Origin of the sequence: Aurantimonas aggregata (assembly GCF_010500835.1) — a bacterium.
GTDB lineage: Bacteria > Pseudomonadota > Alphaproteobacteria > Rhizobiales > Rhizobiaceae > Aurantimonas > Aurantimonas aggregata.
On the sequence record NZ_JAAAMJ010000004.1, the window covers coordinates 198004 to 214394 of the forward strand.

The 16391-nt window shown below is 62.6% G+C and carries 13 protein-coding genes; 10 read left to right on the plus strand and 3 right to left on the minus strand.

The annotated features are described in order from the left end of the window. Window positions 1-19 precede the first annotated feature (19 nt). Genes galE through GTW51_RS08780 form a run of 3 tightly spaced genes read right to left on the minus strand, consistent with a single transcriptional unit; the run spans window position 20 to window position 3349 of the window. Window positions 20-1051, minus strand: coding sequence for a UDP-glucose 4-epimerase GalE (gene galE / locus GTW51_RS08770; protein ID WP_163043531.1), 1032 nt, complete (start codon window positions 1049-1051; stop codon window positions 20-22). A gap of 52 nt (window positions 1052-1103) precedes the next feature. After that, entirely contained in the window at window positions 1104-2138 is a 1035-nt protein-coding gene (locus GTW51_RS08775) for a glycosyltransferase family 2 protein (RefSeq protein WP_163043532.1), read from the minus strand. Further along, complete coding sequence (locus GTW51_RS08780) at window positions 2135-3349, minus strand: glycoside hydrolase 5 family protein (RefSeq protein WP_163043580.1); 1215 nt, start codon at window positions 3347-3349, stop codon at window positions 2135-2137. The genes GTW51_RS08775 and GTW51_RS08780 overlap by 4 nt, the downstream gene beginning before the upstream one ends. Before the next feature lie 295 nt (window positions 3350-3644). On the opposite strand from GTW51_RS08780, the gene GTW51_RS08785 reads away from it, so the two are divergent. The 10 genes from GTW51_RS08785 to GTW51_RS08830 all read left to right on the plus strand — a co-directional run bounded on the left by GTW51_RS08785 (window position 3645) and on the right by GTW51_RS08830 (window position 15898). Beyond that, window positions 3645-5192 carry a glucosamine inositolphosphorylceramide transferase family protein gene (locus GTW51_RS08785; RefSeq protein WP_163043533.1) on the plus strand — a complete coding sequence of 516 codons (1548 nt, stop codon included), beginning with the start codon at window positions 3645-3647 and terminating at the stop codon, window positions 5190-5192. A 591-nt stretch (window positions 5193-5783) separates the two neighbouring features. After that, a complete protein-coding gene (locus tag GTW51_RS08790) occupies window positions 5784-7073 on the plus strand; it encodes an FAD-dependent oxidoreductase (RefSeq protein ID WP_163043534.1) in 1290 nt (429 codons plus the stop codon). Then, the gene (locus GTW51_RS08795) at window positions 7070-7852 is read left to right on the plus strand and encodes a glycosyltransferase family 2 protein (RefSeq protein WP_343033974.1); all 783 of its coding nucleotides are present in this window, start codon (window positions 7070-7072) and stop codon (window positions 7850-7852) included. The genes GTW51_RS08790 and GTW51_RS08795 overlap by 4 nt, the downstream gene beginning before the upstream one ends. A gap of 56 nt (window positions 7853-7908) precedes the next feature. Beyond that, window positions 7909-9048, plus strand: a complete 1140-nt coding sequence (locus GTW51_RS08800; RefSeq protein ID WP_163043535.1) for a glycosyltransferase family 4 protein — start codon at window positions 7909-7911, stop codon at window positions 9046-9048. Further along, a complete protein-coding gene (locus GTW51_RS08805; protein WP_163043536.1) occupies window positions 9048-11021 on the plus strand; it encodes a hypothetical protein in 1974 nt (657 codons plus the stop codon). The genes GTW51_RS08800 and GTW51_RS08805 overlap by 1 nt, the downstream gene beginning before the upstream one ends. Continuing rightward, window positions 11008-11757 (plus strand): hypothetical protein, encoded by a 750-nt coding sequence (locus GTW51_RS08810; RefSeq protein ID WP_163043537.1) that lies wholly within the window; start codon window positions 11008-11010, stop codon window positions 11755-11757. Before GTW51_RS08805 ends, GTW51_RS08810 begins: the two co-directional genes overlap by 14 nt. Before the next feature lie 17 nt (window positions 11758-11774). Further along, window positions 11775-13052: a glycosyltransferase family 4 protein gene (locus GTW51_RS08815; protein WP_163043538.1), complete on the plus strand. Its 1278-nt coding sequence runs from the start codon at window positions 11775-11777 to the stop codon at window positions 13050-13052. Then, complete coding sequence (locus GTW51_RS08820) at window positions 13043-14377, plus strand: oligosaccharide flippase family protein (RefSeq protein ID WP_163043539.1); 1335 nt, start codon at window positions 13043-13045, stop codon at window positions 14375-14377. The genes GTW51_RS08815 and GTW51_RS08820 overlap by 10 nt, the downstream gene beginning before the upstream one ends. A gap of 11 nt (window positions 14378-14388) precedes the next feature. After that, window positions 14389-15528 carry an acyltransferase family protein gene (locus tag GTW51_RS08825; RefSeq protein WP_163043540.1) on the plus strand — a complete coding sequence of 380 codons (1140 nt, stop codon included), beginning with the start codon at window positions 14389-14391 and terminating at the stop codon, window positions 15526-15528. Further along, complete coding sequence (locus GTW51_RS08830; protein ID WP_163043541.1) at window positions 15488-15898, plus strand: class I SAM-dependent methyltransferase; 411 nt, start codon at window positions 15488-15490, stop codon at window positions 15896-15898. Before GTW51_RS08825 ends, GTW51_RS08830 begins: the two co-directional genes overlap by 41 nt. The last annotated feature ends 493 nt before the right edge of the window (window positions 15899-16391 follow it).

Sequence of the window (16391 nt, forward strand, 5' to 3'; positions counted from 1 at the left end):
GTTGTTAATTTCATTAAATTCAGGCAACGATAGGAATAGATGGTGAAATACCGGGATCTATCTGTTCGGTGGTTCGAGAAACGGCCAGCTTCCGTTCCCATTGCCAGGCATCGTCCACCATGGTTCGCAAGTCGTTCAGTTCCGGCTCCCATCCAAGCTTCAAGAGTTCGTTGCTATCGGCGACTATCTCGGCCGGATCCCCGGGCCGGGGCGGAGCGCGGCGGACCTCGAAGTCGGTGCCCGTGACCGCCTTGACCGCCTCGACGACCTCCGCAACCGAATAGCCCCGGCCGTAGCCGCAATTGAATATTCGGGATGCGCCGCCGCTACGGAGATGATCCAGGACTGCCAAATGAGCGCGTGCCAGGTCCGACACGTGAATGTAGTCTCGAATGCAGGTGCCGTCGGGAGTGGGATAGCTGCTGCCATAGATGTCGAGATGGGAGCGCCGCCCGAGCGCCGCCTCAAGCGCGACCTTGAACAGATGGGTTGCCTGCGGGGTCGACTGCCCGTGACGCCGATCGGGGTCTGCACCGACGACATTGAAGTATCTCAACGCCACATGACGCAGCCCATACGCGGCGTCGACATCGGCAAGCATCTGCTCGGTCATCAGTTTGGATCTGCCGTAGGGCGAAAGTGGCAGCGTGTCAGCGGTCTCGGTGACCGGGATGCTGCGCGGGTCGCCATAGACGGCCGCCGTCGACGATAAGACGAAATGCTTGACGCCCGTCTGAACCGCGACGTTCAGGAGCGCATGCGTCTTGAGTGTGTTTGCCAGGTAGTAGCCAAGAGGATCGAGGATCGACTCCGGCACGACGATCTTGCCGGCGAAATGCAGGATCGCTTCAACGCCATACTCTCGGACGAGGCGCGACGTCAGTTTCATGTCGCCGACATCTCCGACATGGAAAGGCACCCCGGCAGGGACCGCACTGCGTGAGCCGGTAGACAGATCGTCGAGCACGAGCGGCACTTCGCCGCGATCAAGAAGCGCCAGCACGACATGACCGCCAATGAAGCCGGCTCCTCCGGTCACCATTACTGTCATGGGAGTGTTCCTTCCGTGCACGCTGTCCAAGGGTTGGCCGCAGTGCCGCAGCCTAGAGTGTCTGACTTCCGGTTTCAGGCCGTCCGGGGAAAAGCTGGAAGCCCATGAGCCGCGTTCTGGCGTAGGCAAACGCGGTGAGCAGGAAACCTACGGTGATGGCTCCGGCCCGAGCGGCGGCCCGGCCCTCTCCGCTCAACGCCGCCATGAGATCTTCTGCGACTGCGCGGGGCAGGACCTGGCGAACGTAGCGACCCTCCGCATTCAATCCTTTGGCTCCGGCCAACCCGGCCACGGTCGCCTTTGCCATTCCTTCGACCAGGCAGCGGTTGACGAAATACTTCCAGGTCGCCCGCTGGGCAGGCACGATGTGAAGCACCCGCGCGCGCGGGTGGAATGCGAAGTAGCCACCCGGATACAGGCGGCAGGCGCGTATGCAGAATTCGGTCTCTTCGCAGCTCTCGGCCTTGCCGCCGGTCCGGGCCTTGCCGCTGACCGAGAAGCCAAGCTTGCGACGCCCGAGATGCGACGAAAATCCGCCCGTCCGGCGAAGAACGTCCGTCCGCACTGACATGTTTGCGCCGATCGGGTTGCGGATGCGTCCGTTCCGGATGTCCATGCCGTCATAGGTGCAGCCAATGACCCAGTCGAATTGCGTCGGAAACCAGTAGGGCCTCCTGGTCCGCCACAGCGGTTCCACGGGGCCGCCAACTCCGAGGACGGCCGGGTCACGATAGGATTCGATCAGGGCCGTCAGCCAACCGGCTTCCGCCACTGCGTCATCGTCCAGAAACGCGATCAGGTCGCCCGTCGCATGGTCGACGCCCGTCATTCGCGCCCCTGAAAGGCCTGGCTCGCCGGTGTTCGCCAGGACCGTCGCATTCACGAATGTCCGGGTCGCACGCTGGCGCAAGGCCTCGTTGTTGTCGATGACCACGATGATTTCATGCGGAGCGCGGTCCTGGGCGATCACGGAGGCGACGGCGCCGGACAGCTCGTTCCATCGATCGAGCGTGTGCGCGCAGATCACGACGGACATCCTGGAGGAGTCTGCTGTCGCCGTACCCGTAGAAACCGGTGCGATGTTCATCGGCGAGCCCTCCGGTCGTCATCGCGCAGAGAGCCGATTGTCGAAGGTTCGACACGCCAGGCCCCGCGGGAAGCTGCCGCCTGAACCAATGTCCACAACGGGCTGCCGTCGTTGCGGATGTCGAACTGGTCGTACTCGTCCACCGGATACTGGCCGTCATCCTGCCGCGATGCCAGGCGCCAGATCATCCATCCGGCGCAATCGGGATTTCGCGCGAGCGTGTCGAGCCACATGCCATAGGCTTGCAGCATGTCGGGATTGGAACGGGCGTAGCCGAACTCCTCCAGAAGGACCGGCTTGTCAGCGAGCGCCGCCATTTCACAGAACTCGCCGATCAGCGTGTCGAAGTCCTGAACGCTCAAGTCGTAATAGAGCGGGTACCCGTGCCAGGTCCCGAAATCCAGCGTCGGGATCGTCAGATCAGACAGTCGTTCCAAGACGTTCGCATGTCCGGAACTGACAAGGTGGTTGGGATCGATGGACTTGATGTGCGCCGACATCTCCGCGGTCCAGGACAGGCGTAGCGCCTCCGGCTTGGCGTAGCCCTCGTTCATCAGTTCCCAGGCCATGATGGTCGGGTCGTCGCGGTAGGCGAGGCCGGTCAGCGGATTGACCCGGTTGACGACGAAGTCGACCCAGGTGACGTAATCTTGCTTCGGGCGCGGGTCGCTGAAGAAGAATTCGTCCTCGCTCGAGCTGCCGTACCAGGCCCGCATCTGCTGGGAGCCGCCGGTATAGCTCCAGAAATCCAGAAAGCCGATGACGAGCTTGAGCTCCCGCTTGGCAGCCTCGGCGATGACGAAATCCACCTTCTGGATGCCGTTCGCGCCGTCGTTGATCGCCATCTTGTCTGCCTGAGCGTCCCAGGAAAGCAGGTAGTTCCCGTTGACGCCCAGGTCGTAGGAGCTGGCCTCGCTGCGCCAGTCCCAGATTGTCGGGATGCGCCCGTCGAGTGAGCCGATCACGGGTTGCAGGAAAAGCCGGACGACATTGGCGCCGAGGGCCACCGCGTCGTCGAGGGCAAGGATGACTTCTTGGGGCGAAGCATAAGTAAGGTAATGAATGTTCACGCCCGTGATGAAGAAGGGGCGGCCGTTCAAGGTAAACTGCGTTCCGGATGCCTCCACGAACCCGTCTTTCGCCGGCCCTTCTGCAAGGGAGGGCGCCGGAAAAGCGCACAGCAGCGCAACCGACAGTACTCGCAACATCATCTTGTTATCCAGGACCTTGGGAGGGATCGCCAAGCCGGATCTAAGGTGACGAGCAATCTAAACGAATGCAAAGCTTCCGAAGCAGTAATTACTCCGGCCTAGAGTTCGTAATCCTTAAGAGTTCGGATGATGAGCACACGTGCAGGCTCGGCCATGCTACGGGGTAGATCGCCTTCGGTCCGATGCGTGTAGCTGCCGCGATCATCGGCATTCCCAGCCGCAAGGGGCCTGGCGGGAGCCGAAAAGCCCTCGGGGATGGCGTGATTGATCATCAGAGCTTGGCCGGAGACGTCGTATGCGTATCGTGCTCAGATGTGATCCTTCGCGGCTCCTGCGCTGGAACCTCTGGGTCGCGCAATCTCTTGCTGAAATGCCCGGCAACGAGATCTTCCTCAGCTTCGCGACGCGCCGCCGCCCACTCCCTCCTCCCTGCCGACTGCTCGTGGAATTCGAGCGACTGATCTTCGACTCGCGAGGTGACGGGGCTACCGATCCTGTCGAAGATCAGCTCCGGATGTTTCCTCCACACCTTGTTGGCGAGATCGATGTCCTCGTGGATTTCAGCGGCGAAGGCATCCTGCCAGCTGCGGGCCGTGTCCTCACACCGAGCTTCAACGGCGTCCCCGGCGAGGTCGGAACGATGGCGGCCCTGGCTGGCGATCAGGAGCTGCTGGTCGAGCTATACGACACGGCTCGCCCCGCCGAGCCCTGGAGGGCGCATCCGGCGAGCGCCGACCGGGAGCTCTTTTCCGCAAGTCTCGACGGCGTCCTTGCCTGCGCGGCCGAACTGATAGCCAAGGCCATCCGCGTCGGTTTCCGCGGGGCATCCAGTCCTGACTTGCCGCTACCGCGCGGAAGGACGTCCCCTGCTTTATCTGTTCTCTGCTTCGCGCATGCCGCGCGCATGTCGGCTCGAAAAGCGGCCAAACTCCTCGATGCGCTGCTGCGGAGAGGAAGGAGCTGGGCGATCGGCTGGCGGCTCGATGAAACAGCCAGCCTGCTCGACAAGGGCGAGGCAGCATTCCAGATACTAACCGGCGGCAGCGAGAGCTACGTCGCCGATCCCTTTCCCTTCCGTCATCAAGCGCAGAATTATATCTTCCTTGAACTCGTTCCCTATGCGTCCAACCGGGGGTGCATCGCGGTTGCGACCGTCGAGCGGAACGGCAAGGTCAGCACGCCTCATATCGTCCTCGAAGAACCGCACCATCTTTCCTACCCGTTTGTGTTCGAGCATTCGGGAGAAATCTGGATGATCCCGGAGTCGGGCGAGTCCAGGAGTGTTTATCTCTACAAGGCCGAACCATTTCCTTACCGGTGGACCCGCGTGGCTTGCCTTGCCGAAGGGCTGGAGGCCTATGACGTCACCCCGCTCTTCCAGCGCGACAAGCTCTGGTTTTTCGCCAGCCTCCGATCATGGAAATCGACATCGTGGGACATGCTGGGCCTTTACCGTGCCGAGGGTCTCACCAAACCTTGGCGGGCGCATTTCAAGAATCCCGTGACGATCGATGCGGGCTGCAGTCGCCCGGCAGGGGCGTTGTTCCAGCGAGGCGAATGGCTTCTGCGGCCCGTCCAGGATTGCACCCGCTTCTATGGCGGCGGACTGACGTTCTTCCGGGTGGATGCGCTCAACAATCTGACTTTCGAGCAAACGCCCGTCGGCCGCATCGTGGCCGGTACGTCCGGGTGTCACACCTACAATCGACATCACGGGCTTGAAGTGATCGACCTGTTCGGGCGGTCCCGGGCAGGGCAGGAGATTTCCATCGCCTACCAGCCAACAAACCCCACGCTGAAAGGCCGTCAGCATTCGGGCGGGCAACTCCTTGTCCGGTCGTGATTATCTCGAGCTCATACGTCCGCACGCATCGAATATTCGTGCCTCTACCGGCCGAAAAACGGAAGCCATTGACAACCACCAGACCAATCAACCGGGCTCGCAGCGGCGGTACCATGTCACCGCAACGGAGTACTCCATCCGTCCCATGGTGCTGCGAAAACACGTCTTCGAGGATGCGACCTGCGTATTTGCATTTCAGCCAGATCCAGGGGCGGCCCGTATTCGAACAACAACCTAGCCGAATATCGCCAGCCGCGACTTTGACGTTTAGCTCAAGGCGCAGAACGAGCGAAAGATGGGCAATAAATTCGTGCCGTGATTAACGCGACCAGCGTCCAGTGACGCGGCAGACAAATCTAACGATACCGCCCCAGTAATATGCAGAGTTACCTTGCAGCCAAGGATTTTATTTGTCGGCACAAAAACTATTTTATTAGAAATAATGCCTGCAACTTAGGTATTAATCACTGTTAACGAATTGCTACCTCTCGATCCACGGATGATGCTCGGAGACATTCAGCGGGTAGGGCTTCGATAACGAACGGTCTCTGCGCCCCAACTCGGCTTTCCGCTCGCACGCAGGAGCATGCCTTGACCAGATTGAGCACGACGGATGTTGCGATCATCGGAGCGGGTCCATATGGGCTTTCGCTGGCAGCGCATCTGCAAAAGCGCAAAGTGGAGTATCGTCTTTTCGGTGAGACGATGGGCGTTTGGAAGAACAACATGCCTGCAGGCATGTTGTTGAAATCCTATCCTTGGGCATCAAGCATACCGGGGCCGGATGCACAGTTCTCCCTCAGAAGCTTCTGCGCCGAGCGCGGGTATCCCTATCATGACGAGTTGATACCGCTGCCGCTCGACCGGTTCATCGAGTATGGCGAGGCTTTTCAGGAACGCTTCGTCGCTGGTTCTTGCGAGAGGGGGACTTTGACGTCGCTCGAACCGGGTCCCGACGGGTTCCGCGCCAGGTTTGCCGACGGCGAGACCGTCGACGCCCGCCGCGTCGTCATTGCCGTCGGCTTGAGCCCGTTCGGGCATCTGCCGGAGGACGTCGGGCGGCTGCCGTCGCAGCTCCGCTCGCACAGCAGCGATTATGGCTCCCTGGAGCACCTCGATGGCAAGGAAACCGTCGTCGTCGGCTCCGGGGCATCCGCGACCGATCTCGCGGCATTGCTCCACGAACGGGGAATACCCACGACGCTTGTGTCGCGCCAAAGCCGACTACGCTTCGCCTCACGCCCTCGACCTCGAACGATGGTCGAGCGCCTGACTGCTCCGACCAGTGGAATTGGGCAGGGCTGGTCGCTGGCAATATGCGCCAGGTATCCGCAGCTGATCCATCTTCTGTCCGAGGACGCACGGACCGGACTGGCCTATGGCAAGGCCTTGGGACCATTTGGCAGCGCCTCCGCCAAGGAACGCATGGCCGGAGTTCCGCTCCGGCTTGGCCAGACGATCTGCTCCGCCGATGTTCGAGGCGACAGGGTCGAAATGCTTCTGGCGGATGCCGCCGGACAACGGCAGGTCCTTCAGGCGGATCACATAGTCTTTGCCACCGGATACAGGATCGACGTGAGCCGTCTGGGCTTCCTGAGCCCCGCGATCCTCAACGATCTCCGCCTGACAGGTGGAGCGCCGCGACTGACACGAGACTACGAGACGTCGGTTCCCGGCCTGCACTTCGTTGGTCCGGCCGCGGCCCCGAGCTTCGGTCCGGTGTGCCGCTTCGTCTACGGCAGCCGATACCCCGCCCGGCATCTCGCTCATTATCTGGCGACCGACCGGAAGCGGGTCCCGAGGTTGCGTCTGCCCGTGCCGGCCAAAGCGAACGCTACGCCGGAATTCGTCGTGGAGCGTGAAAGCGAGGTGCTGTCGTGAACATCCTGGTTCGAAGTGACATTTCGCCCCCAGGGGCTCTGGCGTTGCCCGAGGCCGGAGCGGCGCCATCGCTGCCTTTGCCACGCGTCAGCTTCGTCATCCCAACCCTCAACGAGGCGAACAACCTGCCATGGCTTCTGCCACGTATCCCCAGCTGGGCCCACGAAGTGGTCATCGTGGATGGCCGATCGACGGACGATACCGTCATGGTCGCCCGCCGGCTTCGCCCGGATGCGACGATCGTCATGGAGGGTCGCCGTGGCAAGGGCGCAGCCTTGCGAGCGGGCTTCGCGGCCGCCACCGGCGACATCATCGTCATGATCGATGCAGATGGTTCGATGGTTCCCGAGGAAGCACTGGTTTTCGTCGGTGCGCTGATGGCCGGCGCCGATCTGGTGAAGGGGTCGCGCTTTCTGCAAGGCGCGGGTACCGGCGACATGTCGTTCGTCCGGATGCTCGGGAACTGGGGCCTGACACTGACAGTCCGGATACTCTACGGCGGCGTGTTTTCCGATCTCTGCTACGGGTACATCGCCTTCTGGAGAAAGCACGTCGCCACACTCGACTGTGACTGCGACGGGTTCGAGATCGAGACACTGATCAACGTGCGCGCGCTCAAGAACCAGCTCGCGATCGTCGAGGTGCCGAGCTTCGAGGCCCCGCGCATCAGTGGCGAAAGCAATCTGCATGCGATCAGGGATGGCTGGCGCGTCCTGACCACCATTCTGCGTGAGCGCATTGTGGCGCCGGCCCCGCTCGTCCAGCACGGCATGCCCTGAGCGGCAGGGCAACCATGGAATCTGCTTGAAGCGCTTTCCTGAACCGCGAGGTACCGATGCGTATCCTGATGGTCGCCGCCCGGTGCCATCCCTTGATGGGTGGTATCGAAACCCACATCCAAGAAGTCGGACCCCGGCTGGTGTCGCGCGGGCACGAGGTCGACATTCTCACGACCGACCCGACAGGCGATCTTCCGGTCGAGGAAACTGTCCGTGGCATGCGGCTCCGGCGCGCGCCGGCGTGGCCGAAAAACCGCGACCTGTACATCGCGCCGGCCATCTACCGAGCGATCAGGCAGGGGGAATGGGACGTCATCCATTTCCAGGGCTACAGCACGTTCGTGGCCCCGATCGGCCTCTGCGCTGCCGTTCAAAGCGGCACTCCTTTCATCATCACCTTTCACAGCGGGGGACACTCCTCGCGACTGCGCAACATGGTGCGTCGATCTCAGCACGCTTTGCTGCGCCCCTTGGTGAACCGCGCCGACCGGCTGATCGGTGTCTCGCAGTTCGAAGCGGATTTCTTCAGTGCCAGGATGGGCGTGCCGCGGGAGCGCTTCATTGTCATCCCGAATGGCGCGGCAATGCCCTGCCCGAGTGTCGGCGTGACAGTGGATCGGCATCTCGTGCTCTCCGTCGGCAGGCTGGAGCGGTACAAGGGTCACCACCGGATCGTGGCGGCGTTTCCCGAACTTCTCCGGCGCATTCCGGATGCCCGCCTGCACATCGTCGGAACCGGGCCATATGAGGAAGACTTGCGGCGGCTGGTCGAGACGCTCGGGCTTGAAAAGCGAGTCACGATTTCCGCCATTCCAGGATCCGATCGGCAGCGCATGGCCGATCTCCTCGCGGGAGCCGGACTTTTTGCGCTGTTCAGCGAATACGAAGCGCACCCCGTCGCCGTGATGGAAGCGCTGGCGCTGCGCCGGCCGGTCCTTGTGAGTACGACGAGCGGGCTGCTGGAATTGGTCGAAAGGGGGCTTTGCCGCGGTGTTCCTATCAACTCCTCGTCGCAGGTGCTGGCCGCGGCCATTGCCGAGGAGCTCTCGTCCCGCCGGCAAGTTCCCGACATGGTTCTGCCGGACTGGGAGGCCTGCGCCCAGGCGCTCGGCGAGGTGTACCGGGAAGTTGTGGGCGGTTCGACGCCGGTGCGGCTTCCGCTCGAGGCGGGGATGCCGCCTGCAGAGCCCGCGTGATGTCGACCGTATCCGCCGGCAACGCCGCAAGGACTGAGGCAAGAACGTTCCGAAGTCGCTTTCGGCTGATCGAGACCATCATCGGACCTGATCTCGGCGCGCCGGCCAAGGGCGAGGCATCCTGCGCGATTGATTTTCGCTGGGTCTCGGCGCTTTGCCTCGTTGTCGCGCTCGGCCTTTTGCTCGTTGTCGCGGGGCAGGGTGCCGGACGTCGGGGCGAAGACGCGGCATCCTTGCTGTTCTGGTCCGGCGTGATCCTCGTGGTAGTCCCTACGACCTTCCGGATCTCCTGGCCGATGGTCGCGCGGGGGGAGCGCCTCTTCCTGCTATTCCTCCTCGCGGGAGGGCTCTTCTACTACAAGAGCGTCTATGCGCCGACGAGCTTCAGCGACCACGACGAATTCCTGCACTGGATCGCGACCGACTACCTGACGACGGCCGGCCGACTGTTCGCCTCCAACCCGTTGCTTGATGTCGGGCCGGACTACCCTGGCTTGCAGATCTTGACGTCGGCGATCGTCGAGATGACCGGGCTGCCGGTTTTCGTGGCGGGGACGCTGCTCCTGGCCGTGCTGAGATGCGTGTTCGTCGGCGCACTATTCCTGCTTTTCGAGAGCATCACCGGATCCGCCCGCCTCTCGGCCATCGCCTGCCTGGTCTATATGGGCTCATCGACTTACGTTCAGTTCACGTCGAAGTTTTCCTATGAGAGCCTCGGCATCGTGCTGTGCCTCCTTTGCTTCGCGATCGAGGCAGCCTCAAGGAACCGCGATGACGTCTCCCGGCTGAGGGCAGCCGTGCTGATCGTCGTTCTGCTGGCGGGTCTTGCGGTCACCCATCATCTCAGCGCCACCTATGCGATCATCTATTTCGTGGCTCTTGCCATTCTCGAAATCTTGCGCCGGGACGCGACGCGACGCGACGTGATGATCGCGGCGGTCCTGGCCCTCTTTGCCGTCGCCTTGCCGCTCGCGTGGATGGGTGTCCGCGGCAACCCGGTTGTCAATTATCTGGGTCCTGTGATCGAAGGGGGGTTCGAGGCTCTACTCCAGCGGCTCGGCAGCCTGTCCGATACGACCCGCCCGACAGAGCCTCTGGACATACCGCCGCAACCGCTTGGAACACGGCTGACGACGCTCGTCGCCGTTCTGCTTCTGGCGCTCGGGCTGGCGACCGGGTTCTTCCGGTCGCTGGCCTTGGCCGTCAAGGCGGCCCCGAGCAGTGGCTGGATGCCGATCGCCAAGATCCTGGAGCGACGCTGGCGCGACAGTCGCTCCCTGTTCCTGACCGTCCTGACCTTCGGGTTTCCGATTGCCATGGCCTTCCGGCTGACGGTCGGAGGATGGGAAATCGGCAATCGCATGGGAACGTTCGTCTTCCTCGGCGTCGGGCTCGTGGTCGCCGTAAGCCTCGTCCATTTCTGGCAAGGCCCGATGCTGCGCCGATGGCGTCGTGTCCTGCCGGCGTCTGCCTTGGCGGTCATCGTCATGGGCGGCGTGACGGCCTCTTCCCTCAATCCGATCCGGGGCCCCTACAGGGCAGGGGCAGACTCGGAGTCGATGGAGCCGATGGCCATCCAGGCGGCGCGATGGACCCGGGAGTGGCTTGGCGTCGGCAACGGCTTCATCGCGGACCGTGTCAATCGGCTGCTGCTGGCCGGCTATGGCCAACAAGACGTCAGGGTCGACGTCGTCGACGGCGTCGCTACCGCACGGATTTACGAGGCCGAGCAACTGGAGGGCGACAATCTCTACGCCCTGGCGAGAAGCGACATCGACTTCCTGCTGGTCGATATGCGTCTTTCCCAGTCCAGGCCGGTTTTCGGCTTCTATTTCGAGCCGTGGGACTCGAACCGTGAGGCACTGCTGCCGGAAGCGCTGCTGAAGTTCGATCATGTCGACGGCGTCGTCCGCATCTACGACAATGGCTGGATCAAAATCTACGACGTGAGGGGTTTGCATGAACTCCTCTGACAACCGGCATATTCTCGCGGCATGCCTCTGGGCTGCGGCGACAGTAATTGCCGTCGCCTCCAGCGACAGCAGCCTTCTTCGCACCGTCCTGGGTATACCGCTTGTACTCGTTGCTAGCGGCCACGCGCTGCTGAGGGCCGCAGGCTACAGAACCAGGTCGACGCTTGAAGATCTCGTTTGCATGGCCGGGATGAGTCTCGTAGCGGGAATTGCCGGCGGCTTCTTCCTGCATGCATCAGGCCTGCTGACCCCGTTGGGATGGGCCGCCTGGTTCGGAACCGTCGTCGTCTTGGCCTCGATCATTGCCGCGCGACGCCGCAGCGCTTTCGGTTTGCCGGAATGGCAGTGGCCCGAGGGCCTGCGAGCAAGGCATGTCACGGCATTCCTCTTCGCAGCGCTGCTTGCGACAATCGGCTATGCGTTAGCCGTGCGGGACGAAGCCGCTCAGAAGCAGTTCGAGTTTACCGAACTGTGGATCCTGCCGTCGGCGGATGGCCAACTCTCCGTCGGTCTGCGGAGCGGCGAAACGCGCACCCAGCATTTCGACCTGGAAATCACCATCGACGGCCGCCCGTTCGCGATCTTTCCGTCACTGGAAGTCGCTCCCGGCGAGTCGTGGACGCGGCAAGTTCAGGTGCCAAGAGAGGCTAGGCCGCAGAACGCCGAGGCCAAATTGCTGAAGCTCGCCGACCTGCAGCTTTACCGCCGTGTTTCCGCGCTGGTGCCGGGATCCTGACGTAACGGAGTCAGTCCATGCGAATCCTGCTGCTCTCGCAATTCTATCCTCCGGTGATCGGCGGCGAGGAGCGGCATGTCCGCAACCTCGGCGCAGCGTTGGCCAAGCGGGGTCATACGGTGGCCGTGGGCACGTCGCGGCATCCCGGTTCACCCGAAGTGGAATGGGACGGCTCGGTCCGCGTGTATCGACTTCCCGGTACGCTGCGACGACTGGCGGCCATTCATGCCGATCTTGAGCGCCCCCATGCGCCGCCTTTCCCCGATCCCGAGCTGGCGTTGGCTTTGAGGCGTCTGATGGTGCAGGAGAGCCCGGACGTCGTCCATGCCCATAACTGGATCTACGCCTCTTTTCTCCCGGTCAACGTCACGAACAGAATTCCGCTGGTGGTCACGCTCCATGACTACGGGCTGGTCTGCGCGAAAAAGAATCTGATGCACAGGGGCACGCAGCTTTGCAGCGGCCGGGCGCTGACCAAATGCCTGCCTTGTGCATCCCGCCACTATGGGGCGGCAAAGGCAACCGCGGTGACTTTGGGAAACTGGGGTACCAGTTTCCTTGCCCGCCGGGGCGTGGACCGCTTCATCCCGGTCAGCCATGCGGTGGCGCGCCACACCAATCTTGCCGGGACAGCGACGCCCCACGTAGTCATTCCGAACTTCGTACCCGACGAGATCGGGGTGCCTGGCCCCGAAGAATCGTGTCTGGACAAGCTGCCGGCAAACGGCTTCATCCTCTTCGTTGGCGACATGATGCGACTCAAGGGCATCGGGGTTCTTCTTGAAGCCTATGCCAGGCTAGAGCGGGCGCCACCGTTGGTCCTGATCGGCCGCCGGACCCCCGACACGCCATCGAGGTTCCCGCCCAACGTCCATGTTCTCGGCACCTGGCCGCATGCCGCGATCATGCACGCGTGGCGGCGCTCGCTCTTCGGCGTCCTGCCGTCGACCGGTCCGGAGGCTTGCGCCACGGTTGTCATGGAAGCGATGGCTTCGGGCAAGCCTGTGGTCGCCTCCGATATCGGCGGCATGCCGGATATCGTCGGCTCGGGCGAAACCGGCCTCCTCGTGCCGCCCGGCGACGCATCGGCGCTTGCTCAGGCCATGCAGCGCCTCCTGGATGATCCAGTGCTCCTGGCGCGACTGGCGACGACCAGCCTCGCCCGGGTGCAGGATCTGAAATCCACCGCCGTGGTCGGTCGGATCGAGCAGGTCTACCGGGACGTCCTGCGGGAGGCCGCTGGCGTTCAGCCTGTGGTGATGCGCGAGGATCTGGGAGAACCGTCGTGCTTCTAGAGCAGGTCAATACGGCGATCGGGCAACTGCGTGGTTCCATCCGCAAAAGCACGACGCTCATCGTCAATTCCGGAGCTCTGGCAGTCGGAACGCTCGCTGCGGCGGTACTCGGCTTCGCCTACTGGTGGCTCGCGGCGCGGTTCTTCCCGCCGGAGGCGGTCGGCCGTGCTTCGGCTCTTCTCTCCGTCGTCGGGCTTGCCGGCGTCCTGAGCGAGGCGGGCATCGGTACCTTGCTTATCGGCGAAAACGGTCCTCGGCGAAGCAAGGGCCCGCAGCTCGTCAGCGCCGCGACTCTGGTTGGGCTCGCGTTGGCACTCGGCCTCGCGCTCGCGTTCGTCATCGGCCAGACGCTGGTTCTTGGTCCGGAAGGTCCCATCAATGGCAGGATCGTTGGCGCTGCCTTTTTCTTCGGTTGCGGCGCGACGGTCGTCAGCATGCTGTTCGAGGATGCGCTTATCGGCAACCTGAACAGCGTTGGCAGGATGGTCCAGCAGGTGCTGTTCTCGCTGCTCAAGCTTGCGCTGATCGCCGCTGCTGTGGTCGTGGGCTATGTTTCGAACGCGGCCATTCTCCTGACCTGGGTGGCAAGCCTTCTGGCATCCTGGATCGTGTTCGACCTGCTCTCCCGGGGCGGAACGCGGCGGCTCGTCGGTCGCCCCGATTTCAGACTGCTTTATCGGCTCCGGCGCGAGACTTTCGACCACTACGCACTCGATGTCGCTCTCCAGGCGCCGGGCATCATCATGCCGTTCCTCGTGCTGGTTCTGCTATCGCCGGCCACCACCGCCGCCTTCGCGTTGTTGTGGATGCTGGTCACGACGGCCGCGGTGATCCCCGCGGTGGCGGCGACGGCTCTCTTCCCCGTGGTCAGGTCGAACCCGGATCAGGCCGGGCATAACATCCTGGTGTCGCTCTTCGGATCGCTTCTCGTCTCGCTCGCCGGCGCCGTCGTCATCCTGGTCTATTCGCAGGAAATCCTCGCCTTCTTCAATCCGGCATATCCGGATATCGCCGGCTCCAGCCTCCGCTTGCTCGGCTTCAGCCTCCTCGGGTTGACGCTCAAGTATCACGCATGTGCGCTGGCAAGGCTCAACGACCGGATGCGCACGGCGGCGTACTGGTTCGCGATCGGCGGCTTACTGGAAGTCTGCCTCGCGGTGGCAGGCGCCCAATTCGGCGGGCTCCAGGGACTGGTTCTCGGATGGACCCTCGCGGTCATCATCGAGGGCGCATGCGCGGCGGCTTTTCTTGGCCTCGTGACCAAGTTGAACGCTGCGCCCAGTTCCCTGCAAGAAAATCCGGCTCCGTCGCCGCTCCAGACGTGAGGGCTGGGCTCGTGCGGCAGGCCTACAAACGGCAACTGGACGGGCTGCGGGCAATCGCCATCGGGCTCGTCTGTATCGAGCACTTCGGCGGGCCCTGGATCCGCGATCATTTCCCGATCGGGGCAGGGGCGCTCGGAGTGCACCTGTTCTTCGTCCTGAGCGGGTTCCTGATCACGCGCAACCTTCTGGCAAGGCTGGAAGATCAACCAGCCGGCGACGTCGTTCGCAGATTCTACATCGGCCGGGCCATCCGGCTCATGCCGGCCTATTACCTGACGCTGCTGGTCCTCTTTGCGCTGGGCGTGCCGGAGGTCAGAGACTTCGTCCTGTGGCACGCTGTCTACGCGAGCAACTACCTCGCCGCCACGGGTGGCCCGCTGCTGGTGTTCTGGTCGCTGGCGGTGGAGGAGCAGTTCTATCTCCTCCTGCCTGCCCTGGTTATTCTGTCCGGGCGCAATGCCGTCAAGGTGGCCGCCCTGCTCATCGCAACGGGATTCCTGCTGCGCAACCTCGTCCTGGCGACCCCCATCGACCCCTGGTCGTTCGAACTCTCGCTCTTCGGAAACTTCGAAATACTGGGTCTCGGAGTGCTGATTGGGGGGCTCTCCTATGCTGCATCGCAGGCGGGACGGCCGTTGCAGCCTGGCCCCATCTGGCGTTGGACCGGCATCGTCTGCATCGTGTTCCAAGGCGTGGCATGGTATCTTTGGGGTGATGGCGTGGTTCGCCACCTTACCTTTAATCTGTCCGTGGGGATCTTCTTCGCATGGCTGGTCGCCAGAGCGGACGCTGATCTGCAGGGCCCGCTCGCGTGGTTCAGCAATTTCAGCCTCGTTCGCTTCATCGGCAAGATTTCGTACGGCATCTATCTGACGCACGTCTTCTTTCTGGGGATCTTCCAGTCCGATACAATGATCAGGCATCTCGGCGTGGTCCCACTCTGGGCCCAGGCAGTGATCGCCATCGCTCTGAGCCTGCTCGTGTCGACGGCCTCATGGTTCTTGATGGAATCGCCGCTGCTCGGATTGAAGAACCGCGTGCAGGAGAGCCCCAGCCGTGACCCCGTGACCGTCGGTGGCGACCATGCCGAACCGTTGTCACTCGACGATCTTGCGCATCCATCGATGCTCCCGCGGCAACATCACACCTGAGGAGGATCGCCATGATGACAAACGCCACGGCTGCCGAGGGCAAGAAGCGCCCTATGCTTCCCCACCCGGCGGCTCGACAGCTCCGGAGGTCAAGCTCAATTACAGACTGGGCAAGCTGAAGCAGATGGGTCTGCTGCGAGGCGTCTGGCTGGATTGCGGCTGTGCCGACGGCGGCCACACGGAGGCGCTGGTTGCTTGGGGCTCCGCTAGGGCCATCGGTGTCGATCGCGAACAGTCCAGGATCGGTCAGGCTAATCTGCGCAAGCAGGAGAACGATCCAACGTTCGCGCAGAGTCGGCAGCAAGAGGATCTTCACAACGTCGACGGCATCAATGACGCTGCTATCGCAGTCTTCTCGCTCAGTGATTAGTTTGAGCATCTCACAGTCACTGGACCCTCTCCGATTGCGCACTATGTCCTTGCGAGCACCGAGTTTGTATCGAACCGCAGCATCGACCACGCTATACAAGTCATCAGATCCGTGTAGGGTAGAAGACTACTCGTTCATAATGGCGAGGAGTCGATGGGAAGTGTGCCGCTACGCGGCATCGCGGCTAGCGACGAATACCCGGAGATGTAGCAGCGCTTTTTGGAGCGGGTCGATGGTCGGGTATAGGACAATTTCGAATGATGCTCGGTGGGCACCAAGTGACCCCGAACCGTTGGCGCCTGACTATGCGGCATGTCTGCAGCTTATGGCAGACGGAACTTCGATTGTGGAGGCCGCCAATCTCCTCGGCAGCACGCCCCATCGAGTGGAAGACCTGCTCCAACAGGCATGTCAGCATCTCGACGCAGTCAACGTGTTGCATGCGGTGGCCATCGGCATACGATCGAAGATCATAGACTGATCCTACGCGAAA